Source organism: Plantimonas leprariae (assembly GCF_008802405.1).
Taxonomy (GTDB): Bacteria; Pseudomonadota; Alphaproteobacteria; order Rhizobiales; family Rhizobiaceae; genus Plantimonas; species Plantimonas leprariae.
The window spans coordinates 21,076-43,429 of the sequence record NZ_VZDO01000025.1 but is presented as its reverse complement, the minus strand read 5'-3'; the positions used below and the strand labels follow the sequence as shown (position 1 = coordinate 43,429).

Annotated in this window: 18 protein-coding genes and 2 pseudogenes; 12 read left to right on the top strand and 8 right to left on the bottom strand. The window is 68.2% G+C overall.

The genetic code is table 11. The features are described 5' to 3' along the window. Window positions 1–47: 47 nt before the first annotated feature. Genes F6X38_RS21950 through F6X38_RS21940 form a run of 3 tightly spaced genes read right to left on the bottom strand, consistent with a single transcriptional unit; the run spans window position 48 to window position 3,126 of the window. Window positions 48–1,265 (bottom strand): oxalate decarboxylase family bicupin, encoded by a 1,218-nt coding sequence (locus F6X38_RS21950; protein ID WP_150973637.1) that lies wholly within the window; start codon window positions 1,263–1,265, stop codon window positions 48–50. Continuing rightward, window positions 1,262–2,281, bottom strand: a complete 1,020-nt coding sequence (locus F6X38_RS21945; RefSeq protein WP_150973635.1) for a Brp/Blh family beta-carotene 15,15'-dioxygenase — start codon at window positions 2,279–2,281, stop codon at window positions 1,262–1,264. Before F6X38_RS21945 ends, F6X38_RS21950 begins: the two co-directional genes overlap by 4 nt. Continuing rightward, a complete protein-coding gene (locus F6X38_RS21940; protein WP_161992882.1) occupies window positions 2,278–3,126 on the bottom strand; it encodes a bacteriorhodopsin in 849 nt (282 codons plus the stop codon). Before F6X38_RS21940 ends, F6X38_RS21945 begins: the two co-directional genes overlap by 4 nt. Before the next feature lie 375 nt (window positions 3,127–3,501). Here F6X38_RS21940 and F6X38_RS21935 point away from each other — a divergent pair, with 375 nt between their 5' ends. The 4 genes from F6X38_RS21935 to F6X38_RS24335 are packed head-to-tail and all read left to right on the top strand — an operon-like array spanning window position 3,502 to window position 7,188. Next, complete coding sequence (locus tag F6X38_RS21935; protein WP_150973631.1) at window positions 3,502–6,012, top strand: membrane-bound PQQ-dependent dehydrogenase, glucose/quinate/shikimate family; 2,511 nt, start codon at window positions 3,502–3,504, stop codon at window positions 6,010–6,012. Between the two features lie 29 nt (window positions 6,013–6,041). Continuing rightward, window positions 6,042–6,245 carry a hypothetical protein gene (locus F6X38_RS23765; RefSeq protein ID WP_202618055.1) on the top strand — a complete coding sequence of 68 codons (204 nt, stop codon included), beginning with the start codon at window positions 6,042–6,044 and terminating at the stop codon, window positions 6,243–6,245. Beyond that, complete coding sequence (locus tag F6X38_RS24340; RefSeq protein WP_161992881.1) at window positions 6,178–6,723, top strand: IS5 family transposase; 546 nt, start codon at window positions 6,178–6,180, stop codon at window positions 6,721–6,723. Before F6X38_RS23765 ends, F6X38_RS24340 begins: the two co-directional genes overlap by 68 nt. Then, window positions 6,724–7,188, top strand: a complete 465-nt coding sequence (locus F6X38_RS24335; RefSeq protein ID WP_425482907.1) for a hypothetical protein — start codon at window positions 6,724–6,726, stop codon at window positions 7,186–7,188. It begins immediately after the preceding gene. On the opposite strand, the gene F6X38_RS21920 is transcribed toward F6X38_RS24335, so the two are convergent. The 3 genes from F6X38_RS21920 to F6X38_RS21910 form a co-directional block, all read right to left on the bottom strand. Beyond that, window positions 7,113–10,799, bottom strand: a complete 3,687-nt coding sequence (locus F6X38_RS21920) for a PAS domain S-box protein (RefSeq protein WP_150973629.1) — start codon at window positions 10,797–10,799, stop codon at window positions 7,113–7,115. The two genes, F6X38_RS24335 and F6X38_RS21920, sit on opposite strands and share 76 nt — an antisense overlap. 249 nt (window positions 10,800–11,048) lie before the next feature. After that, the gene (locus F6X38_RS21915; protein ID WP_150973627.1) at window positions 11,049–11,441 is read right to left on the bottom strand and encodes a response regulator; all 393 of its coding nucleotides are present in this window, start codon (window positions 11,439–11,441) and stop codon (window positions 11,049–11,051) included. A gap of 104 nt (window positions 11,442–11,545) precedes the next feature. Continuing rightward, window positions 11,546–11,911 (bottom strand): response regulator, encoded by a 366-nt coding sequence (locus F6X38_RS21910; RefSeq protein ID WP_161992880.1) that lies wholly within the window; start codon window positions 11,909–11,911, stop codon window positions 11,546–11,548. A gap of 448 nt (window positions 11,912–12,359) precedes the next feature. Between F6X38_RS21910 and F6X38_RS21905 the strand changes: the two are divergent. Next, window positions 12,360–12,695: pseudogene (locus tag F6X38_RS21905) on the top strand (histidine kinase dimerization/phospho-acceptor domain-containing protein); the annotation flags it as partial. Window position 12,696: 1 nt separating this feature from the next. Here the strand turns inward: F6X38_RS21905 and F6X38_RS24035 are convergent. Next, window positions 12,697–12,849, bottom strand: a pseudogene (locus tag F6X38_RS24035) (sulfite oxidase-like oxidoreductase); the annotation flags it as partial. A 109-nt stretch (window positions 12,850–12,958) separates the two neighbouring features. Continuing rightward, window positions 12,959–15,151, bottom strand: coding sequence for an SF1B family DNA helicase RecD2 (gene recD2, locus F6X38_RS21900; RefSeq protein WP_150973621.1), 2,193 nt, complete (start codon window positions 15,149–15,151; stop codon window positions 12,959–12,961). Window positions 15,152–15,246: 95 nt separating this feature from the next. On the opposite strand from recD2, the gene F6X38_RS21895 reads away from it, so the two are divergent. From F6X38_RS21895 to F6X38_RS21865, 7 genes are all read left to right on the top strand, one after another. Next, a complete protein-coding gene (locus tag F6X38_RS21895) occupies window positions 15,247–15,738 on the top strand; it encodes a hypothetical protein (protein WP_150973620.1) in 492 nt (163 codons plus the stop codon). Beyond that, window positions 15,735–16,229 (top strand): DUF427 domain-containing protein, encoded by a 495-nt coding sequence (locus F6X38_RS21890; RefSeq protein WP_150973618.1) that lies wholly within the window; start codon window positions 15,735–15,737, stop codon window positions 16,227–16,229. The genes F6X38_RS21895 and F6X38_RS21890 overlap by 4 nt, the downstream gene beginning before the upstream one ends. A 432-nt stretch (window positions 16,230–16,661) precedes the next feature. Next, on the top strand, window positions 16,662–17,777 hold the full coding sequence (locus tag F6X38_RS21885; RefSeq protein WP_150973616.1) for a hypothetical protein: 1,116 nt from the start codon (window positions 16,662–16,664) through the stop codon (window positions 17,775–17,777). 183 nt (window positions 17,778–17,960) lie between these two features. Then, window positions 17,961–19,076: a Gfo/Idh/MocA family protein gene (locus tag F6X38_RS21880; RefSeq protein WP_150973614.1), complete on the top strand. Its 1,116-nt coding sequence runs from the start codon at window positions 17,961–17,963 to the stop codon at window positions 19,074–19,076. A 111-nt stretch (window positions 19,077–19,187) separates the two neighbouring features. Next, window positions 19,188–19,439: a hypothetical protein gene (locus F6X38_RS23760; protein WP_150973611.1), complete on the top strand. Its 252-nt coding sequence runs from the start codon at window positions 19,188–19,190 to the stop codon at window positions 19,437–19,439. 98 nt (window positions 19,440–19,537) lie between these two features. Continuing rightward, complete coding sequence (locus F6X38_RS21870; protein ID WP_161992879.1) at window positions 19,538–19,915, top strand: response regulator; 378 nt, start codon at window positions 19,538–19,540, stop codon at window positions 19,913–19,915. A 135-nt stretch (window positions 19,916–20,050) separates the two neighbouring features. Then, on the top strand, window positions 20,051–22,279 hold the full coding sequence (locus F6X38_RS21865; RefSeq protein WP_246191491.1) for a PAS domain-containing sensor histidine kinase: 2,229 nt from the start codon (window positions 20,051–20,053) through the stop codon (window positions 22,277–22,279). Window positions 22,280–22,354 lie beyond the last annotated feature (75 nt).

Below are 22,354 nucleotides of genomic sequence, written 5' to 3'. Positions count from 1 at the left end.
GTTGGGAACGAGGTTTCCCAGCGCCTCCGCGCGGCCCAGTTGCGCGCTCATTTCGGCACGTCTGGATAGTTCTCCGCCGGCAGGGCGTCGATGACCGACCGGTCGACCTTCAGGTGGGCCGCGACGAGCGGGTGCGGGGTCAGCGCCAGCCATTGGTTGAGCGAGACGTCCGAGTAGAGCGGGCTGCGGAACATCTCGAGGTAGCGCAGCTTCGTCGAGCCGGTGTTCTCGATGTAGTGGCCCATGGCGAAGGGCACGTAGCCCACATCCCCGCCCTGATAGTCGAAGGTGCGGGCCTTGCCCTCCGAGCCGAACACCGTCATCCGCCCCTGGCCCTCGATCCAGTACTGCCATTCGTCGCCGCTCGGATGCCAGTGCAGTTCCCGCAAGGCTCCGGGCTCGAGCTCGACGAGCGAGGCGGCGAGCGTCTTCGACGCCTTGAACACGGTCGAGTCGGTGATGCGGATCGTGCCGCCTTTCGTTTGGATCGGCGCCTGCGCGGTCATCCGATGGCTGAAGGGTTCGGGCACCGGGCCTTCGCCGCGCAACCGGTCGCCCTCGAGCGGCCCCGGCTTCGGGGCGGGAAAGATGTAGAGCTCGCTCTTCGGCAGGTTCGCGAGCGCGCTCGGCTCGACACCAAGGTTCTTGGCGAGGACATCCGGCGGCGTGTGCGCCAGCCAGTCGGTGAGGAGGAAGGTCGAGTCTTCCGAGAACGCGCCGTCGTCGAAGACCAAGAGGAACTCGCAGCCGTCGGCATCCTCGTTCTCCAGCGCCTGGATCGAGTGCGGGATGCCGGACGGAAAGTACCAGAGGTCGCCCTCGGAGATGTCGTCGGCGAAGGTGCGACCCTCACCGTCGACAGCCGTGACGCGTGCCCGGCCTTTCAGCATGTAGGACCACTCAGCCTCTTTATGCCAGTGCATCTCCCGCGCCGCGTTTGCCTTCAGCCGCATGTTGACGCCGGCCATGGCGGTGGAGATCGGCAGCTCGCGGATCGTCGTCTGGCGCGCCCAGCCGCCCTCCTCGAGCCGCATGTGGCTGTCGGCGAAGGACCATTTGAGGTTCGGCATCGTGCCGTGATCGGTGGCCGGCGGCGACAGCGTGAACGGATCCTCGGCCTCGCGGGCAGGGTTGCGCGGCCCGATGATGTCGGCGCCCTCGTTCCCGCGCATCGGGATCGGTCCGTCGGCTGCGCTGGCGGCTTCCGCCATGAGCATGGCTCCTGTTGTTCCGGCGACGAAGCCGCGACGAGTCATGCGGGTCATGGGCGTTCCTCCCGAACGGCTGCCGCTTCAAGTCGCTTCGACATCGAATCTGCGTCTATCCGCAGCCGGTGTTCGAGCCACATGTGCGGGACGGTGAGAGCGCTGAGCAGCAGGAAGACGGCGCGCAGCACGGCGGGCGTCGCGGCGCCGGCGGGCTGGAACAGGAACAGGATGGCGCCGATCGCGATCGCGGCGATCGACAGGGGAACCGCATCCCGCATCGCGCGCCCGATCGCCGTGCGCGGGTCCGTCCCTTCGCCCGCCGTCGCCTGCAAGAGCGCCCGGGAAGCATGGAACAGCGAGAAGTAGAGCGCGAAGGCGAGAAGCGGCGGCACGGTCGCGAACAGCAGCGCCAGAGCACCGGCGACACTGAGCGCCGTCAGCGCGTCGCCCGGTCGGCGACGCTGCGGCTCCAGAAGCGCCTGCGCCACTTCCACGGCGACCGCTGCAAGCCAGACCACCGCCACCGGGCCGACGAGAAGGGCGAGGACTACCGCGGCGTTCCTTTCCCCGGCAAGCCAAGCGAACAGGCGCCCGACCTCGTCTGGAAAGGCCAGCGTCGGCAGGACGATCGGGATGCCACCCCGCGCGAGAACGGAGGCTCGAGGGAAGCTGCTCGCCGTCTCACGATCGCACTGACCAAAATGAACCAGCGAGATCAGCAGGAAGCCGGAGAGAGCAAGGAAGGGTGAGAACCACCACAGCAGCAGGGTGGCCATGGACAGCGCTGCGTAGCTCCCGAGAAACGGCACGAACCACAACCGGCCGTGCTGTGGGACGAACAGCCGCTTGCCGTCTCGTCCGTCGAGAGCACCGTGCGGCAGCGCGACCGCGACGGCGGGAACCAGCAAGGCGAGCTGGGTTCCGGCATTCGGCGGTCCGGCCACCGCGACAGCGCCGCAAACCGCCCGGAACGCGAGCGAGGCGAGAAGCGCTTGGCCGCTTCGCAGGTCGTGAAGGCTGCGCGGCCGCAGGGATCGCGCCGCCTCGACCGGCTCCCGTTCGGAAATGCTCACGTTCGGCGCCGAGTCCCGAAGGGTCGCTCGTTCGTCTCGATCGCCTCATCGCCGACCGCTTCGTTGCGGGCCGGCGCGCGGATCTCGTGGAAGGCGGCCGGCGCCGGCCGAAGGTCCGGGTCGGGGATCAGGCCGGCGGCGAGTTCGCGGGCCGCCTTACGCTTGGTCTCGATCAGCGAGAAGGTGCCGTAGCCGACCTTCGCGACGATATCGAGGAGCGTGTAGGCGGCGGCCGTCGGCACGTCGCCCATGAACAGGGTGCCCTCGGTGCCGAGGAGAAACACGACCGGATAGAGGAACCAGACGGCGGAGAGGATCGTGGCGTTCGTCCGGAAGAGGCTGGCGGCCTCTTCGCTGGTCTTCTTCGCCTCGCTTCGGAAGATGCCCCAGATGCCGATGTAGACGAAGGCGAACGCGGCGCAGCTGACGATGTACCAGAGCCATTTCTGGCCGGAGCCGACCGGGCTGAGTCCCGCGAACAGGCCGGTGATGATCATGTAGCTGTCGGCGAAGAGGACGCCGAGCAGCGCCGCCCAGCGGCGGAACGGGGAGTGCATCGCCGTCAGCCCGAGCCCGAGGAGGAGCATTGGCGTGGTGATCGACCAGTCGACGTAGCGGGCGAAGTAGAAGTCGCGGCCTACCGGTCCGCCGTCCGCCAGATGGATCGCGCCGTCGCCGGTCGCCATCACCAAGTAGGATGCCATCGCCGCCAGGCAGACGAAGAGATGCAGGAGATAGTGGTTCTCGACGTCGCGGGTTCGCGGCCCCCAGCCGATCACGAGTTGAACCGCGGCGCCGATCGCCATCGCGATCGCGCCAATCCAAAGCCAGGCGTTGACGGTCATGTTTGTTCTTCGCTGCGGATGACCGCAAGCCAACATGTAGGATAAAGCGGGCGTTCCATGCGATCGTCTGAATGAACTGAGCCGACTATACGTAGCCGGCGGCGCATAAATGCTTCGAAAAATGCTTGCCGAGCTGCCGAATATTGAACTGTGCTGGCTAACCATTTCGCATTGGCGGCTCCACGGTCATTGCCGATATTGCGCCTGAAGAACGGTTTGCGGCGATCGAGTCGTGGCGGCGTCGGCGGCGGATGTCGCACTTGGCGGAAAAGGCCCAGACGTTCCGGGTATCCGCCTCGGCAGTCCGGCGCAGCGGAATAAGCAAAAGGTTTGGAGGCGCCCGTCACGCTCGCGCGACAAGGGATGGCAGAACGCATGGAGAGCAGGCCGAACGTGGAGCAATCCGAAGCGCTCGCCGGTCGAAGCCAGCGGCCCCCGAACCTTTTCGTCCGTCTCGTCGGTCTTCTTCTCGCGATCGTCGGACTCGGGCTTCTCGTCGCCGGCGGCTGGCTCGCGGCGCTCGGCGGCAACTGGTACTACGTGCTGGCCGGGGTCGGAATGCTGGCCACCGGCGTGCTTCTCTTCCGCGGCTCGCCGCTGGCGCTCTGGGTCTACGCCGCCGTGGTGCTCGGAACGGTCGGCTGGGCGGTCGCCGAGATCGGCTTCGATTGGTGGCAGCTCGTGCCACGCGGCGATATCGTGTTCCTCGTTGGCCTCCTACTGCTTACCCCGTGGATCACGCGCTCGCTTTCCCGCCACCCCGGCGAGCGGGCCCCGCTGCCCTGGCGCGGGGCCGGCGTGCCGCTCGCGCTTTCGCTCGTTGTCGCGGCCGGCGTCGGCGCCGCGGCGCTGCTTTCGGACTATCATACCCAACCCGGCACCTTGCCGGATAAGCGCGCCTCGGTCGCGGCGAACTACGGCGGCGTCCCGGACGGCGACTGGAGCGCCTACGGCCGTTCCTGGCACGGCAACAAATGGTCGCCGCTCGATCAGGTCAACCCGGAGAACGTCAGTAGCCTAGAGGTTGCATGGTCGATCCGCACCGGCGATATGATGCGGCCCGGCGACCCGCACGAGACGACCTACGAGGTGACGCCGCTGAAGGTCGGCGACACCGTCTATCTTTGCACCCCGCACGACATCGTCCTGGCGCTGGAGGCCGAGACCGGGCAGGAGCGCTGGCGGTTCGATCCGAAGATCACGGTCTCGCCGCACCTCCAGCACCTGACCTGCCGTGGCGTGTCCTACCACGACTCCCGCGTCCCCGGCGCGGTCAAGGCCCCCAACGGCGAATGCGCCGAGCGTCTGTTCCTCGGCACCAACGACACGCGGCTCTTCGCGCTGGACGCGCGCACCGGCCAGCCGTGCCCGACGTTCGGGGAGGGCGGCCAAGTGAACATGTGGCGCGGCATGCCGAGCCGGCAGGACGGCTGGTACCAGTTCACCTCCGCGCCGCTGGTGATGAAGGGGCTCGTGATCCTCGCCGGCGCCGTCTACGACAACGCGGCGGTGAAGATGCCCTCCGGCGTGATCCGCGCCTTCGACGTCGCCACGGGAAGGCTGGTCTGGAACTTCGATCCCGGCAACCCGGACCAGACGGCGCCGATCGGTCCTGACCAACACTACGCCTGGTCCTCGCCGAATAGTTGGAGCACCTCGTCGGCCGACGAGGATCTCGGCCTCCTCTACGTGCCGATGGGCATGGGGGCCGTAGACCAGTGGGGTGGCGAGCGGCCGGAGACCACCGAGCGCTTCGCGACCTCGGTGCTGGCGCTGGAGATCGCGACAGGCCGGGTGCGCTGGGTGCACCAGACCGTCCACCACGATCTCTGGGACATGGACGTGCCCTCGCAGCCGGTGCTGGTCGACCTCGACATCGAGGGGAAGGGCAGGGTGCCGGCGCTCGCCCAGTCCACCAAGACCGGCGACATCTTCGTGCTCGACCGGCGCACCGGGGAACCCGTGCATCCCATCGAGGAGCGCCCCGTGCCGGGCGGCGCCGCGCCCGGCGACCACACGTCTCCGACGCAGCCCTTCTCGTCGGTCTCGCTCCGGCCGGAGCCGATGATGCGCGAAGCCGACATGTGGGGTGCGACCCTGTTCGACCAGCTCGCCTGCCGCATCCGCTTCCGCCAGCTCCGCTACGAGGGGCCGTTCACGCCGCCGTCTACGCAGGGCACGATCGTCTATCCCGGCAACTTCGGCGTCACCGACTGGGGCGGGATCGCCGTCGACCCGGAACGCCAGGTCGCCTTCGTCAACCCGGACTACTTCGCCTTCGTCGATCGGCTCGTGCCGCAGCGGGTGGAGCCGCAGGGCAACGACAGCCCGGCTGGCACGTCCGGCCAGACGGGTCCCGCCGGCGGCTCCGACCTCCAGGCCTCGGACGAGCACGGGCTGAACCCCAACAAGGGCGCGCCCTTCGCGGTGGAGCTGAACCCGTTCCTGTCGCCGCTGGGGCTCCCCTGCCAAGCGCCGCCCTGGGGCTACGTCGCGGGCGTCGATCTCGCCTCCGGCAAGATCGTCTACAAGCACCGAAACGGCACGATCCGCGACGAGAGCCCGATCCCGGTTCCCTTCAAGCTCGGTGTGCCCTCGCTCGGCGGCCCGATCGTGACGGCCGGCAACCTCGCCTTCCTCACCTCGACGCTCGACTACTACATCCGCGGCTACGAGCTGACGAGCGGGCGCGAGCTCTGGCAGGCGCGCCTGCCGGCCGGGGCGCAGGCGACGCCGATGACCTACTGGTCGGAGGCATCGGAGCGGCAGTTCGTGGTGGCGGTCGCCGGCGGCCACGGCTCGCTCGGCACGGAACTCGGCGACCACGTCGTCGCCTACGCCCTGCCGAGGGAGGAAACCGGGCGGAGCGCACCGTCCGGTCGCTGACGAATCACAAACGTGCGAAAGGATCAGCAATGTCCATCGAGAAGATGATCGGCCTTCATCCCGACGTGGCTGGCGACCTCAACGAAGCGCTGGCGACGGCGGCGCGTCACGCGATGCTGTGCTCGCTGTTCTGCACGTCCTGCGCCGACGCCGCTTCAGCCGCTGGTGCCATGCTGGCGTCTGGGAACGGGTCTTCGAAACGCTGGCTGCCGACCGGGCCAACCAGTACCTGATGATCGACAGCACGATCGTGCGGGCGCACCAGCAGGCGGCGAGCGGAAAAGGGGGGCCAAGGATCAGGCGCTGGGGCGTTCCCGAGGCGGACTGACCACAAAGGTCCACATGCTGGCCGACGCACTCGGCCGCCCGCTTCGCTTCATCATCACGCCCGGACAAACCGGCGACATCACCCAGGCGCCCGCCTTGCTTCAGGGGCAGAGCGGTGAGGCCGTGCTCGCCGACAAAGCCTATGACAGCAATGCTCTACGGGCCACCATCGCCGATATGGGCGCCACGATCGTCATCCCTTCGAACCGATCCCGCAAGGTTGCCATCCCCCATGACGCGACCGCTTATAAACAGCGCAACCGCATCGAACGATGCTTCGGACGCCTCAAGCACTTCCGCCGCTTCGCGACCCGTTATGATCGCCGAACCATCCACTTCGCCGGCTTCGTCCATCTCGCCGCCACTATGATCTGGCTCCGCTGAATGTCGATCCGCGCTAGGCTGGGGCGTCTCTTCGAACAGCGTTGCGCCGACGACGCTCGGCCGGATCGGCTTCTCGTACATCGTGACGTCGCTGAACTTGGCGGGGACGTGGGAACGATCGTAGCCGGTGGCGAACACGAACGGCACGCCACGCTCCTTGAGGGCGTCCACGACGGGGTAGACCGTGTCGCCCTGGAGGTTGACGTCGAGCACCGCGCCGTCGATCGGCTCCGCGGCCTCGATCAGGTCGAGCGCGTCGTCGGGGTCGGCGACCGGACCGACGATCGTCGCGCCGAAGGCTTCGAACGCCTGCTTCATCTCCTGGGCGATGAAGTACTCGTCCTCGACGAGGAGAACCCGTTTGCCCGCCAGCGATGTCGTCGTGTCGCTCATGCTCGGCTCCTTCGGGGCTTGGTGAGCGGCAGGTCGATCATGCAGGCGAGGCCGTCCGGTCCGAGTTCGTAGGTCGTCTTCGCCTTCAACGAGTAGGGCAGCGACTCCTCGATGAGCCTGCGGCCGTAGCCGCCGCCCTGCGTGACGGCGGCGCCGTCCGCGAACTTCACTGCCACACCGCGCTCGATCCATTCGAAGAAGAGGTGGCGGTCGTTCTCTTCCGCCGGGCTCGTCGTCCAGCGCACGGCCAGCTCGCCCGAACCGTTCGACAACGCGCCGTACTTCCGGGCGTTGGTCGCCAGCTCGTGGATCGCCAGCGCCATGGTCTGTACGATCGACTTGCGCAGCGGCACGTCCGGCCCCTCGACCCTGACGCGCTCGCCGAACGACAGCGCGCCGAGCGCCTTCAGCTCCATCGCGACGACCTCGCCGATCGTGATGCGGTCCTCGCCCGCCTGCGACAGGAGTCCCTGCACCCGCGACAGCGCCTCCAGGCGGTCTTTGAACTCCGCCTGGAAGGTCGTTGTCGGTCCGGTCTGCGCCATTGTCTGTCGGGCGATCGAGCCGACGACGGCGATCAGGTTGCGCGTCCGGTGTTGGAGTTCGGCGACCATCACGGCCTGGCTCTCCTGCATGGCGCGCATGTCGTCGACGTCGGTGGATGTCCCGAGCCATTCGAGGATCCGACCGGTGTCCTCGTCGCGAACGGGGAGCGCCCGCGTCTGGAACCAGCGGTAACCTTCACCACCGGCCTGTCGGATGCGGTACTCGACCTCGAGCGGCTCCTCCGTCGCCTCGGCCTGTTGCCACGCGTCCATCGCCCGCTCCCGGTCGTCCGGATGCACCGCGGCCAGCCAGCCGCGGCCGGTGCTGGCCGCTTCCGACAGTCCGGTGAAGCTCGTCCATTGCGGGCTCGACCACGTCCACTCGCCGCCTTCGACGCCGCGCCACACGAGTTGCGGCACGCCCTCGATGAGGGTGCGCATCTGCCGGCGGCTGGCCCGGATGATCCGGTCGGCTTCCTTCTTGTGGCTGGCGTCGTGGCCGACGCCGCCGATCGCCGTCACGCGTCCTTCGGCGTTTCGGATCGGGAAGTCGGTGTTCCTCAGCCAGCGGATCTGGCCGTCGCTTGGCCGGCGGATGCGGTACTCGAAGGTGACGGGCTCGCCGAGGCGGACGCGACGGATGGTGTCGACCGCCTGGTCCCGGTCTTCCGGCAGGATGAGTTCGACCCAGTTGCGGAAGTTGTTGCCGCTGAGCGCCTCATCCCGCGGCATGCCGTAGATCGCCTCGAAGGCCGGCGTCAGGTAGGTCCAGTTCAGCGTCTCGGCATCGCGGATCCACAGGACGTCCGTCGACGCCTCGCCGAAGCCCCGCAGTCGTTCCTCGCTGGCCCTCAAGGCGGCTTCCGCCTGCGAGCGCTCCAAGAGATCCGCGACCTGCCGCGCCAGAATGTCGAACAGGCCAAAGTCGCGCTCGGCCAACGCACACGGCTTGTGCCAGTGCGTGGAGATCATGCCGATCGGCCGCCCGGAACGGGACACCAGCGGCGTGGATTGCGCCGCCCGGGTGCCGGACCGGCGGAACGCTTCCAAGTCATCCGTCCCGGCCAGCTCGGCGCTCGTTTCGACATCTTCCACGACCATACGGGTGTTCATGCGAAGCGCCTGCCCGCAAGTGCTGGCGTGGCTTGCGTCCACCCATGTCCAGTACTCGGTCGAGTCGGGATGAAGGTTCCGGGTCGCCAGGCGGCGCAGCCGCTGGCCGCTGTCTTCCAGCAACTGGATGCTGACCGCGTCGGCCTCCATCAGCTCCTGGGCCGCGTCGAGGATCTGCTCGTGCAGCACGTCGGGCGACTGTTCCGGAATGAGACGGGTGCTCAGCCGCTGAAGCAGTTGAGTGCCGGACAATTCCGCCGCCAGCCGCCGCTCGCTCTGGTGCAACGCGTTCTCGGCACGGGCGCGTTCCACCGCCGCCCAGGTGCGCTCGGCCACGTCTTCCACCAACGCGATCTCGGACGGCTGGAAGTCGTGCGCGACCGGATAGTTGACACCGAGGAACGCAACGAGTTGACCGTTCTTCACGAGCGGCACGTTCAGCGACGCGCCGACGTCCGCGGCGGCCAACCCTTGCTTCTGGTGGTCGCTCAGCCGGCCGTCGTTCCGGATGTCCGGCTGGACGCGGTTTTGTCCGGCCTGGAGTTCGGCGAGGATGTCGGGCCCAAAGTCGACATAGTTCTGGCGCCCGACGATCTCCTGCGTGTCGTCGACGTAGTTGCGCGCCACCATGAAGTGGTCGCCGCCGTTCTCGGCATAGGCGACCCGGTTCGCGCCGAGATGCCGGCCCAGCACCTGCGCCGCCGTCAGCCGAATGTCCTCGGCATCGTCGAGCGGCCGCAAGGCATCGCTGAGCTTCAGCAGGAATGCCTGCCGCTCCTCGCTCTCGCGAAGGATAGCTTCGGCACGTTTGCGGCTCGTGACGTCGTCGAAGACAATGGCGATGCGATCGTGGCCGCGAACAGGCGAGGCCTGGACGTTATACCATCGGGAGGTCGGCGCATTGTACATCTCGGCGCGCTCGGCGACGCCCGACGTCGAGACTCGATGGAAGAGCTCCAGCCAGTACGGTTCGACATTCGGCATGAACTCGCTGCCGAGCTTGCCGATGGTGTCTCGTGGCAACCCCGTGGCGCGTTGGTGCGCCGGGTTGGCCTCGAGCAATCGGTAATCGACGACTTGGCCCGACTTGTCTCGGATCATTTCATGGATGAGGAACCCCTCGTCGATCGACTCGAATACGGTGCGGTACTTCTCCTCGCTCTCGCGGAGAGCATCCTCAGCCCGTCGTCGCTCCTCGATGTCCCTGAACGCGACGGACAAGCCGCCCTGCGGCGTCGGGGCGAAGTCGATTTCGATCCAACGGTGAACGACAGGGGAGATCGTCTCCAGGCGCTCCGCCACGCGCGTCTCCATGACGCGGCGATGCGCTTCAAAGGCTGCGCTGCCGGCCGCCTGCGGAAAGGCCTCAAGAAACGGGCGCCCGAGGACCTCGCCCGCATCCTTGCCCCAGAGCCGGAGCGCGGACTGGCTGGCAAACAGAAACCGCCAGTCGCTGTCCAGCGCATAGAAGGGCTCGCTGATGCCGTCGAGCACGGTGCGCAGACGGGCCTCGTTCTCGGCGGCCGCCTCGCGGGCCGAATGTTCCGTCGTCATGTCGCGGCAGATGACCATGACGCCGCCGACACCGTTCGGCTCCATCTCGTCGTTGATCGGGCTGAAGCTGTAGGTCCACCAGACGTCCTCGCGCCGTCCGTGGCGCGTCACCGGGACGAGCTGATCCTCGTGCCAGGTCGCCGGACCACCGGCCATGACCTGCGAGATCTGCGGGCCGATGGTGTCCCAGATCTCCGCCCACGTCTCGCGTCCTGTCCGCCCCAGGGCGTCCGGGTGCTTTTCCGGCCCCATCGTCTCACGATATGCGTCGTTGTAGATCTGGATGTGGTCCGGGCCCCACCAGATGAACATCGGGTGGCGACTGTTCAGAGCCAAGCGAGTGGCGACCTTCAGGCTCGGGGGCCACGCCTCGGTCGGTCCGAGCGGCGTCTGCGACCAGTCGAAGGCGCGAACGCGCTCGGCCATCTCGCCGCTGCCCTGCGGCCATATGGATGCCAGATTGTCCGGCACGAAACCTCCGTTTTCCGACGAAGATGCACGATTGCCGAAACGCCGCGTTCGCGAAGTGCTTAGCTAGCGGATAGATGACTGCCGGCTTCCGGACGCCACGGAAATCGCTCCATACGATCGTGGAAGATCGGGAGCGACCGCGTCGGCGGATGGCATGGTTGGGTGGGGTTAATCGCGGTTTATCGGCAGGGGCAGCAAGCAACGGACATGGCGGTGATCTTGCCGACCGCGCTCGCTCCGGCACCTGCGTCAGACGGCAGAGTCCTTAGGGCAGCTTGGCCCGAACAGCGCCCTCACGACATCGCTGGTCTCGAAGGGTTTGTCGATGTGAGGAACGTCGGCATAGGCCTTCGGGATCTCCCGACGCTCGAAGCCGGTCGCGAACGCGAACGGAACGCCACGTTCGCGGAGGACATCGGCGACCGTGTAGGTGAGTTCGTCGTGCAGCGAGACGTTGAGGATGGCGCCGTCCAGCGGTTCGGCCTTGGCAGCCAGCCCGAGCGCGCCTGCTAGATCGGAAGCGGGAGCGACGACGATCGCTCCGGCCGTCTCCAGATGCTGCACGATCTCCTCGACGATGAACCAATCGTCCTCGACGATGAGGATATGCCGACCGACAAGCGCGTCCGTCTTGCGTTGCATGCGGCGGACCCACCCGTTCCGACGACAACTATTCCAGCAAGGGCACGACGATCTTGTGAAGACCGAAGTCGTTGCGTGGCGATGAAGACAGACGCATCCTCGATTCAGCCGAACAGGGCCTTCGCTGCGTCCCTGACGTCGAACGGTTTTCCAAGGTTGGGGACGTCGGCATAGGCGTTGGGGAACGCCCGCCGACCGAAAGCGCTCGCGAAGACGAAGGGCACCCGGCGCGCCTTCAGGACGTCGGCCACTGGAAACGAGCGCATCTCGTCGAGCCCAACGTCGAGAAGAGCACCGTCGATGCGCTCGGTTCGCACCGTTTCCATCGCCTCCTCGAGATCGGGCGCCGGACCGACGACTGTCGCGCCGGCGTCCTCAAGCTGCTGCGCCATCGCCATCGCGAGGAACCAGTCGTCCTCGACGACCAGGATGCGTTTGCCGGACAGACATCGTTCAGCTGTGTCGATCATGGCAGGCTCCAGCCGTTCGCCGTTACGATATGCGACGCTTTGTCTCGCGGGGAACAGAAGGGGCCTGGAATTACAATTAGTTGGCCATCCTGTCCGGCCGCGAGGTGCACGCGGTCGGAGCGAGCCGGCGCAACGATCCGGACAGAGGCACGCATCTCCTGTCGCACGAGCGCGAGCAGCGCGCATGCGCCGATCCTTCAGCGGTCGAGCGGCATGTCGATGGTGCAGTCGAAACGATCCGTGCCCAGCGCGTAGCTAGTGCTCGCTTTCAGCGTGTAGGGCAGGGCCTCCTCGACGAGCTTGCGCCCGTAGCCGCCCTTGTGCAGCGGCCCTTCGGTTTCCCCGGCGCGGGCGTTGATGCCGGTTTCGGTCCACTCGAAGCGCAGTCGCCGGCCGCCTGCGTCCGTGCGATACTCCTCCCATCGAACGGCCAGCCGCCCATCGCGCCGTCGTCGCGGAGATGCGCGGGCGGGAAGAAGCTGAGAACCAAGTCCGGCAGCTGCAGAAGATGGAAGCGGTCGGTCAGCTCACCGGCGGCATCGCGCACGACTTCAACAACATGCTCTCGATCGTCATCGGCGGGCTGAACGTCACGGCGCGGGGCCTGAAGAAGGGTGACCACGACGTCGGCAAGTTCATCGACGCCGCTATCGAAGGAGCAACCCGCGCCGCGACGTTGATGCAGCGGCTTCTCGCCTTCTCGCGCCAGCAAGCCTTGGCGCCCGAACCGGTGGATGCCAACAAGCCGGTCAGCGGCCTGTCCGACTTGCTGCGCCGGACGCTCGAAGCACCAGCCAGTCCCAGACGAGGTGCTGCCCGGGCGGCAAACGGTCCGTCGCATGCCGCACCGCGTCGCCGGTCAGGAACCTGCCCTCGCTCGCCTAGCGGCGCTTCGTCCGGATGAGCTTCGAGGGCTCGAAAGGTGTTTCGTCCGTCATGCCGATCTCTGGTGCTTCCAATGCAGGCGCCGAGCCAGGGCGCTCGTCGCCGGGTACGGCACCGTGGCGTCGATGTCGCTGAAGCAGCGCGCCGCCGTCTCAGCACCGTTCACCTCCGTAACCATTCGTCAAGCTTCGTCCATCGTTTGCCGGCGTTCGAGGTTCTGACGGCGATTGCAAGCGCCCGTCGCTGGCCGACGATGACGACGAGGCGTTTGCCGCGGGTGACGGCGGTGTAGAGTAGGTTGCGGGCGAGCATAGTGTAGTGCTGGGTCGCGAGGGTCACGACCACCGCCGGGTACTCCGAGCCCTGCGACTTGTGGATCGTCGTGGCGTAGGCAGGGACGAGCGCGTCGAGGTCGGCGAACGGATACTCGACCTCGCGGCCTTCGAAGCTGGCGGTGAGGACGCCTTCCTCCTCGTCGATCTTCGTGACGATACCGAGGTCGCCGTTGAATACCTCGCGGTCGTAGTCGTTCTCGGTCTGCATGACCTTGTCGCTCGGCTGAAACGTCTGCCCGAACTTCTCGACGCGCGCCGTCGGGTTCGGGTTCAGCACCCGCTGCAGGTCGGCGTTGAGGGCGCGGGCGCCGAGCGCGCCGCGCTGCATCGGGCAGAGCACCTGCACGTCGCGCACCGGGTCGAGCCCGAAGCGCTCCGGCAGGCGGCGCCCGACGATCTCGGCGACCTTGGCAGCGCCGTTTTCGGGATCATGGCATTCCACGAAGAAGAAATCCGACGCCTCGCCCCGCTTCGGCCAGTCCGGCATCTCGCCGCTGTTAATCCGGTGCGCGTTGGTGACGATGCGGCTCGTCGCGGCTTGGCGGAACACCTCCGTCAGGCGCGCCACAGGCACCGCCCCGGAGTCGATCACGTCGGCGAGCACCCGGCCGGGACCGACGGACGGCAACTGGTCGACGTCGCCGACGAGAAGCAGCCCCGCGTGCCCCGGCACCGCCTTCAGGATGGCGTTTGTCAGCGGCACGTCGAGCATGCTCGCCTCGTCGAGCACGAGCAGGTCGCAGGCGAGCGCGTCCTCCGCTCCTTTCTTGAAGTCACCGTTCGCCGGATCGATCTCGAGCAGGCGGTGGACGGTCTTCGCTTCCATCCCCGTCTGCTCACTCATCCGCTTCGCGGCCCGCCCGGTCGGGGCGGCGAGCAGGATGCGGACGCCCTTGGCGGCGAGGATGCGCAGCACCGTGTCGAGCAGCGTCGTCTTGCCGACACCGGGGCCGCCGGTGATCACCGCCACCTTGGCGCCGAGAACCTTGGCGACCGCTTCCCGCTGCGAGGGCGACAGCTCCTTGCCCGTCTTGCCCTCGACCCAGCCGACCGCGGCCGCGGCGTCGATCGCCGGCCAGGGCAGGGGACCCGCCGCCAGCAGCAGGAGCCGCTCGGCGATGGCCCGCTCGCTGGCATGCAGGCCGCGCAGGAACAGGCACTCGGTGCCCGCCACCGCGTCGAGCACGACCGCGCCCTCGGCGAGTTCAACCTGCATCGCCTCCCGGATCGGTTCAGCAGGGACCTCGAGGAGCTTGACCGCGAGCGCCACGAGCTCTTCGACCGGCAGGCCGCAGTGCCCCTCGTCGGTGGCGTTCTGCAGCGCGTAGGAGACGCCGGCCCGCAGCCGCTTCTGATGCTCCCTCGTCAGCCCCAGCCGCATGGCGATGGCGTCGGCGCTCTTGAAACCGATGCCGCGGATGTCGCGGGCGAGCCGGTAGGGGTCCTCGGTCATCACCGCGATGGCATCATAGCCGTAGGTGCGGAAGATGCGCACGGCCCGGGACGTCGAGACGCCGTGGCCATGCAGGAACACCATGATGTCGCGCACCGCCTTCTGCTCGGCCCAGCCCGCCGCGATGCGCTTGGCGCGCATCTCGCCGATGCCCGAGACCTCCCGCAGCCGATCGGGCTCGGCCTCGATCAGTTCGAAGGTCTGAAGACCGAACAGGGCGACGATGCGCTCGGCGAGCTTCTCGCCGATGCCGCGCACCATGCCGGAGCCGAGATAGCGCGCCATGCCTTCCGCCGTGGTCGGGGCAGTGGTCTTCAGGACGTCGGCGCGGAACTGTAGGCCGTGCGTGCGGTCCGTCGCCCAGGCGCCGAGCGCGTGCACGAACTCGCCGGCCGAGATCGATGCGGCATGGCCGACGACCGTCGCGAGATCCCGCCGTCCCCGCGCCTTCACCCTGAGCACCGCGAAGCCGTTCGCCTCGTTGTGGTACGTCACGCGCTCCACCGACCCGACCAGCGTCTCGCGGGCGGGAGCGGTGCGATCAGTCGTGGCGACGGCGTGGGACAGGACGGGGCTCGGCGGTGAACGGAAAAGCCATAGGTAGATAGGTTCGCCGGATCGGCATCGCCCGCCGATGGTCCGCGACGGAGGGACGTGAACCGATGGATCGCTGGACGCGGCTCGCCCTGTCGACGCTGGTAACGGGGAGCGTCGCCAGCGTGGTCTCGGCAGCGGCGCTGGCCCTGCTCTCGCGCGCCGAAGGGCGGGGCGCCGCCCGTCCTCTCAACGCCACGAGCCATTGGCTCTACGGCGAGGCCGCCGCGACGCGCGACGAGCCGGACAGGGCCCACACTCTGGTCGGCACCGGGACGCACCACGCGTCCAGCCTGTTCTGGGCCCTGCCGTTCCAGCTCTGGCTGAACCGCCAGCCGCGTCGCCCGTTCGCGGCCCTGCTGCGCGACGCTACCGTGATGTCGGCGATCGCGGCGGCCGTGGACTACGGCGCGACGCCGCGGCGCTTCACGCCCGGCTGGGAACTGGCACTCTCGAAGCGTTCCATGCTCGCCGCCTACGCCGCGCTGGCGATCGGGCTGGCCGTCGGGGTCAACATGTCGGAGACGATGTTTGGAACGGGACGGAGCGGCGAAGCATGAGGCCGGTGCCGCATCCAGCCCTTCCAGGCCAGGAAAGCGTCTGGGACTACCCGCGCCCGGCCGTGGCCGAGCCGACCTCGAAGCGCGTCCGGATCGTGCATCGCGGCGTCGTGCTCGCCGACAGTTCCCAAGCCGTGCGGACGCTCGAGACCAGCCATCCGCCGAGCTACTACATCCCCCGCCAGGACATCGACATGGCGCGGCTGCGACGGACGGAACGCCGCTCGCTTTGTGAATGGGAGGGCAGCGCCGTCTACTTCGACGTCGCGATCGACGGCGATACGCTCTCGGATGTCGGCTGGAGCTACCCGGACCCGACCGCGCCGTTCGCATGCTTGCGCGACCACGTCGCCTTCTACGCCGCGCCGTTCGAAGAGTGCACGGTCGACGGCGAGCGGGTCGTGCCGCAGCCGGGCGACTTCTACGGCGGCTGGATCACGAGCGACCTCGCCGGCCCGTTCAAGGGCATGCCCGGCAGCCGCTTATGGTGACGGCGCGACATCGACGGTCGGGAGGCGAACTGCAGCGGGACACGCATGAGGATTGCCATCGTCGGTGCGGGGATCGCTGGCCTGTCCGGCGCTGATGTTCTCGTGAGATGAGGCCAGGGCGTTGCCTTGTGCGATAGGGGCTGGGGGCCGGGCGGCCGCATGTCGATGCGGAAGTGCACTTCATCTTCGCTATCTACACCGCACCGTCGCCATCCCGGCCAGAACGCTCGATCGACCCTCGAGAAGCTGCGGGGCGAATTGATCCGAACCGCAGGCGGAAACATCGACCCTCGACACCGTGGGCGCGTTCCCGTCTTTGCCTGGAGTAGCGCGGAAGGCACGCCGGGTTCGATCGCGATGGACGGAGCCCATCCTTCGAACTACGCAGCGACCGCGGAGGCGATGGGCAAGCCGCGTCGGACGGGATATTGCATGGCCAATCGGGCAGACAGGCGGGCGTCGGCGAAGATCGCTCGGCAGGCGGTAAAGCGGGCGAAGTCGCCGACGGAAGCGGCGATCCTGCGCGCCGCTTCGTTTGCGGGCGACGGTCCCCCGGGCCAGCTCGGGTCGTGCCTGGCGCGCTCCGACTTCGACGATGCTTGGACCCGGCTGGCCGACGAGCTGCAGGACATCCTTGAGGAGCGGTATCCCGAGTTCCGGGCGCAAGCCTACGCTGCAGCCGGACTCGGGACGTTGCGCGTCGCGGGCGCAGCCGGTGCCGACGTCGAAATGGGCACGCGGCTGTTCTTGTGCCCTGTTGCCGGATCGCCGGGCAGGGTGTCTGCGTTCGCGGACGACACAGAAGAGATCGCGCGGCTGGAGGGTTCGTTGCGTGAGGCCGGTGTCGTTCCCGAGGACGGCCGATGCCTCGTGCTCCCTCTTGTACTGCCGATCGCCGCGTTCGCGCCGGACGCGATCCCGCCCGGGCGGGTGCGTTTGCTCCATGGATACCTCTCCGACCGTCTGGTCGAGAGGCTGGCGGGGAAGAAGTCGCTGTCGCCCGACGACATTCGGGACGCCTTGGCCGAATTCAGTGGGATCGATCCCGGCGCTTCCGGAACCGGCACGACATTCGGGGCGCTGGTCGGGGTCGAGCTGGTGCCGAACACGTCCGCGGAAAGAACGGATGTCTCGGAGGACGAGCTCGATGCCGAGGACATGGCGAGGGTCGCTGCGGTCGACTCTTGGTACGACTGTTATGCCGCCGACGTCGCCGATCTGGCGGTCGGCGCGCCGCTCGACTGGCCGGCCTGCGCCGCGGCGCTCGCCTGGGAGACGATCCGGGTCCCGATGGAGGCGGCGCTGCGTCGCCATGGCGTGCCGGAGGGGCGTCCCGCGACCATCCATTGCGCCGCGACCGACGATGGCGGGCGCGTCGTCGTGTCGGCGGTCGCGGGAGCCGTCGCGGTCGGGCCGTTCTCGGCGCCGGCGGACCTCGTCTGGTTCGACGCCGACGAGTTCTTCGGCCGGGCGGAGGCGAGCGGCGAAACTCTCATGGAGCACGACGACGAAGGGGACGTCGTCGCCCCGCTGCTCGGCGCCGTTTGAACCACCGAACGTTCGCCGGCGCGTTGCCCCGATGGTTCGTCGAATGGATTGTCCGAAGGCACACGCTCGGTCGGCAGCTTGGACCGGGCGCCGTACCTCCACCTCCCGGTTGGGGAACATAATGGTGCCCGCTGGTCTTCGTCGTTCGATTAAGGTCCACGCGTCCAGCACACGGAAGCCACCATGTTCGGAAGCCGCAAGAAGGTCCGCTACGCCGTCGTTGCGGGCGGCCAGATCTCCCAGCAGGCGTTCATGCCGGGCATCGCTCGCACTAACAATTCCGAGTTGGCGGCCCTCGTCACCGGCGACCCGGTGAAGGCGCACAAGCTCGCCAAGCTCTACGGCATCAAGGCATGGACCTACGAACAGTATGGCGACCTCCTCAAGTCGGGCGAGATCGACGCGGCCTACGTCGCGACGCCGAACTTCCTGCATCGGGAATATACCGTCCCAGCGCTGGAGGCAGGGATCCACGTGCTGCTGGAGAAGCCGATGGCATCAAGCGTCGAGGAGGCCGAGGCGATCATCGCGGCGAAGGCGAAGGGCGGCGCCAAACTGATGATCGCCTACCGCCTCCACCACGAGCCTGGCACGGTCGAGATGATCACCCGCGCCCGCAACGGCGATTTCGGCGAGCTGCGGTACTTTTCCTCGACCTTCTCGCAGAACATCAGCGAGAAGAACTCTCGCGGCCACAACGGCTACTGGGGTGGCCCGGTGCCGGACATGGGCGCCTATCCGCTGAACGCCGTGCGCAACCTTTTTGGCCAGGAGCCGACCGAGGTGCACGCGGTCGGCACCAAGACGCCGGGCCGGGGCTTCAACTTCCATGACACGGTGGCGGTGACGCTGCGTTTCGAGGGCGAGCGCGTGGCGCAGTTCACGGTGAGCTACGCCACCGCGCCCTCGGAGTCGTTCGCCCTCGTCGGCGATAAGGCCAGCATCCACGCCTCGCCCTGCTTCGGTTTCGGCCCGAAGGTCGGGATCAGCTATGTCGAGAAGACGGGCGACGCCGAGAAGGAGCACAGCTTCTATCCGGTCGAGCAGTTCGGCGCCGAGACGCAGTACTTCTCCGACTGCATCCTCGACGACCGCGAGCCGGAGGCCGACGGCGAGGAGGGGCTGTTCGACATGCGCGTGCTGGCGGCGGTGGAGCGCTCGCTGGAGACGGGCGAGCGGGTGGCGCTGGAGCCGAGGTCGCGCAAGCGCCGTGTCGAGCCGGACCAGGCGCTGCAGCTGAAGCCGGCCAAGCAGCCGAGCGAGGACGAGATGATCAACATCGTCCCCCAATCGGCATAGGCATAAACCGGGTTCACGACGCTTGAGTTGGCGAAACTGTTAGCGGCTCTGCAGCCCGCGCACCAAACGATCTAAAATGGCGGATTGAACTGCGCGTCCGCGTTCGCGGCAGTGTCGACGAAGAACGAAGAGACCGTCAGCACGAGGAGGCGGACGCCTTTCGGCACCGGCAGGAGCCGTCTGCAGCTCGAATGGGTCAAGACAGGCATCGACACGCGCATCGAGGCGACGGAAGGGCCGATGCATCGCGGCGGCTACGGGCGCACGCTGATCGAGCAGGTGCTGCCCTACACGTTGAAAGCCATGACCTCATACGCGCTCGGCACCGCTCGACTCGACTGCGCTGAAGGCCTTGAAAAATAATAGCCGTCTGCCTTTCCGTCGTGCAGCCGGCAAACTAGTTTCCGCTCTCCCGGCGGGGGACGCCGTCCGCCGGAACGGAGAGCATGGAGACCGCAGGCATGCCCCTTCGCGTCGTGATCGTCGAGGACGAACCCCTGATCGCGCTCGACCTCGAGACGATCCTGGAGGACGAGGGGCACATCGTGGTCGGAACCGCCGCGACCACGGAGGCGGCGCTCGGACTGGCCAGAGCCAACCCGGACATCGACATGGCGTTCGTGAACGTCGAACTCGCCTGCGAGCCCGATGGCGTCGAGGCCGCCCGCCGCCTGCGCGAGGAACACGACGTCGGCTCGCTGTTCGTCAGCGCCAAGCTGACCGACGAAGTCCGCGCCCGCGCTCGCGAATGGAAGCCGGTCGGCTTCGTCTCGAAGCCGTTCGTCCGCCGCGAGATCCTGCGAGCCGTCGACGGCCTCGAGCCGCGTCCCGCCGCCTGACGACACGCGGCGAAACGAAACCTTTTCGCCGCCACGGCCGTCGCTTAGAAGGCTGTGTGCGCCGCGAGGGCCGGGCGCGGAAGATTCCAGCGGACGGGGCGAAGGGTTGATCGCGACGAACGTCGAGGGGCGGACGTGAGCCGCTACGAGCAGATCCTGCAGAGCGCGACGGAGTTCGCGGTGATCGTCACCGACCGGAACGGCACGGTCACCGATTGGAACACCGGGGCCGAGCGCATCCTCGGCTGGACGGCCGCCGAGATGGTCGGCCGGGACGCGTCGCGGATCTTCACGCCCGAGGACCGGGCCGCCGGCCAGATCCGGAAGGAGATGGAGGCGGCGCTCGGCGAGGGCTTCGGCGTCGACGAGCGCTGGCACATGAAGAAGGGCGACGAGCGCTTCTGGGCGTCGGGCGAGATGATGCCGCTGCGCGAGGACGATGGCCGCCAGGTCGGCTTCGTGAAAATCTTGCGCGACCGGACCGACCAGCACTTGGCCGGCGTCCGGCTCGAGGAGTTGCAGGGGCAGCTCGCGCAGGCGCAGGAGGCGGGCGGGGTCGGCCTGTGCACCGTCGAGATCGCCACCGGCACGCTGACCGCGACGCCCGGCTTCTCGCGCCTCTACGGTCTGCCGCATCTCGACACCCGGCCGGCGGACGACTTCGGCGCGCTGGTGATCCCGGAGGACCGGCACCTGGTTTCGAGCGACGCGACACGCCGAACGGGCGAGGCGCCGACCGACGTCACCTACCGCATCCGCCGCGCCGACACCGGCGAGGTCCGCTGGATCGAGCGCAAAGGCGACTTTCAGCGCGGCGGCGACGGCCGTCCCGTCCGGTTCGTCGGCACGGCCCGAGACGTCACCGACCAAGTCGCGTCGCGGCGGCGACAGGACATGCTCCTGGCGACGGGCGACCGGCTGCGGGACCTCACCGAGCCGGCCGAGATCGCCTTCGTCGCCTGCGAGGCGCTGGCGAGCGCCCTCGGCGCCGGGCTCGTCGGCTACGGCGACGTCGATCCGTTGGCCGAGACGATCACGGTGGAACGGGACTGGACCGCTCCCGGGGTCGCCAGCCTCGCCGGGACGCTCCGGTTCCGGGACTTCGGCTCCTACGTCGAAGACCTGCAGCGCGGCGAGACGGTGATCGTCCGCGATTGCGAGACGGACCCGCGCACCCGCGACTTCGCCGAGGCGCTGAAGGAGCGGCACGCCCGCGCCTTCGTCAACATGCCGGTGATCGAGCGCGGCGTGTTCGTCGCCCTTCTCTACGTCAGCACCGACCGGCCGCGGGACTGGACGGCGGAGGAACTGGCGTTCGTCCACGACGTCGCGGACCGCGTCCGCGTCGCGACGGAGAAAGTGCGCGGCGACCGGGCGCTCCGGGAAAGCGACGAGCGACAGCGGTTGGCCCTCTCGATCGGCGAGGTCGGCACCTTCGATCTCGATCTGTCGACCGGCTTCGTCATTCTCGACGAGCGGGCGAGGGCCGCCTTCGGCGTCCTCGATGGTCGTCTCGTGACGCAAGGAGAGAAGCTCGGCGCCGTGCATCCCGACGACCGGGCGGCCTTCGACGCGGTATTCCGGGCGGCGGCCGCCGGCGGCACCTTCGACCTGCAGTTCCGCACGGTCGGCGTCGACGATGCGAAGGTCCGCTGGGTGGCGCTGAAGGGGCGCGTCATCGGCGGCGCCCGGTTCATCGGCGCGGTCCTCGACGTCACCGAGCGGGTCGAGGCGGACGAGCGCCGGGCGGTGCTGAACGCGGAACTCGCGCACCGGCTGAAGAACAACCTCGCCCTCGTTCAGTCGATCGCGACCCAGACGCTGCGCTCGGCGCCCGACATGGCGACGGCGCGCACGGCCCTGACGGAGCGCATCGGTGCCCTCGCCAAGGCTCACGACATCCTCGTCGTCGGCCGACGCGACGCCGGCGACCTCCGGGCGATCGTCGCGTCCGCGGTGGCGCTGCACGACGAAGGCGGCCGGGTGCGTCTCGAGGGTCCGGCCGTCCTCGTCGGGCCGAAGGCGGCGCTGACGCTGTCGCTGATCGTGCACGAGCTGTCGACCAACGCCGTGAAGTACGGCTCTCTGTCGGTGGAGGCCGGGCATGTCGAGGTCGACTGGTCGATCGCCGACGACCTTGCAACGCGCCGCCCGACGCTGACCTTCGAGTGGCGCGAGGTCGGTGGTCCGCCGGTGACGCCGCCGACGAAGACCAGCTTCGGGATGCGGCTGATCGGCATCGGCGTGTCGGGCGCAGCGGAGGGGACGTCGGAAATTACCTACGCGCCCGAGGGGCTCCGGTGCCGGATCGTCGCCTCGCTGACCGAGCTGCAGGCCGACGACGAGGCGCCTGGCGGACGCTGACATGCCGAGACGACGCGACACGATCCGCCGCTTCGTCGCGGTCGACGCGGGGCACGCCGTGGACGAGACGGCCGT

What these genes read in the sequence shown, in the direction of transcription:
- F6X38_RS21935 (WP_150973631.1), top strand. Translation starts at nt 3,502, where the DNA reads ATGGAGAGCAGGCCGAACGTGGAGCAATCCGAAGCGCTCGCCGGTCGA.
- F6X38_RS21940 (WP_161992882.1), bottom strand. Translation starts at nt 3,126, where the DNA reads ATGACCGTCAACGCCTGGCTTTGGATTGGCGCGATCGCGATGGCGATC.
- F6X38_RS21885 (WP_150973616.1), top strand. Translation starts at nt 16,662, where the DNA reads ATGGCCAATCGGGCAGACAGGCGGGCGTCGGCGAAGATCGCTCGGCAG.
- F6X38_RS24335 (WP_425482907.1), top strand. Translation starts at nt 6,724, where the DNA reads ATGTCGATCCGCGCTAGGCTGGGGCGTCTCTTCGAACAGCGTTGCGCC.
- F6X38_RS21915 (WP_150973627.1), bottom strand. Translation starts at nt 11,441, where the DNA reads ATGCAACGCAAGACGGACGCGCTTGTCGGTCGGCATATCCTCATCGTC.
- F6X38_RS23765 (WP_202618055.1), top strand. Translation starts at nt 6,042, where the DNA reads ATGTCCATCGAGAAGATGATCGGCCTTCATCCCGACGTGGCTGGCGAC.
- F6X38_RS21950 (WP_150973637.1), bottom strand. Translation starts at nt 1,265, where the DNA reads ATGACCCGCATGACTCGTCGCGGCTTCGTCGCCGGAACAACAGGAGCC.
- F6X38_RS21890 (WP_150973618.1), top strand. Translation starts at nt 15,735, where the DNA reads ATGAGGCCGGTGCCGCATCCAGCCCTTCCAGGCCAGGAAAGCGTCTGG.
- F6X38_RS21870 (WP_161992879.1), top strand. Translation starts at nt 19,538, where the DNA reads ATGCCCCTTCGCGTCGTGATCGTCGAGGACGAACCCCTGATCGCGCTC.
- F6X38_RS21910 (WP_161992880.1), bottom strand. Translation starts at nt 11,911, where the DNA reads ATGATCGACACAGCTGAACGATGTCTGTCCGGCAAACGCATCCTGGTC.
- F6X38_RS21895 (WP_150973620.1), top strand. Translation starts at nt 15,247, where the DNA reads ATGGATCGCTGGACGCGGCTCGCCCTGTCGACGCTGGTAACGGGGAGC.
- F6X38_RS21880 (WP_150973614.1), top strand. Translation starts at nt 17,961, where the DNA reads ATGTTCGGAAGCCGCAAGAAGGTCCGCTACGCCGTCGTTGCGGGCGGC.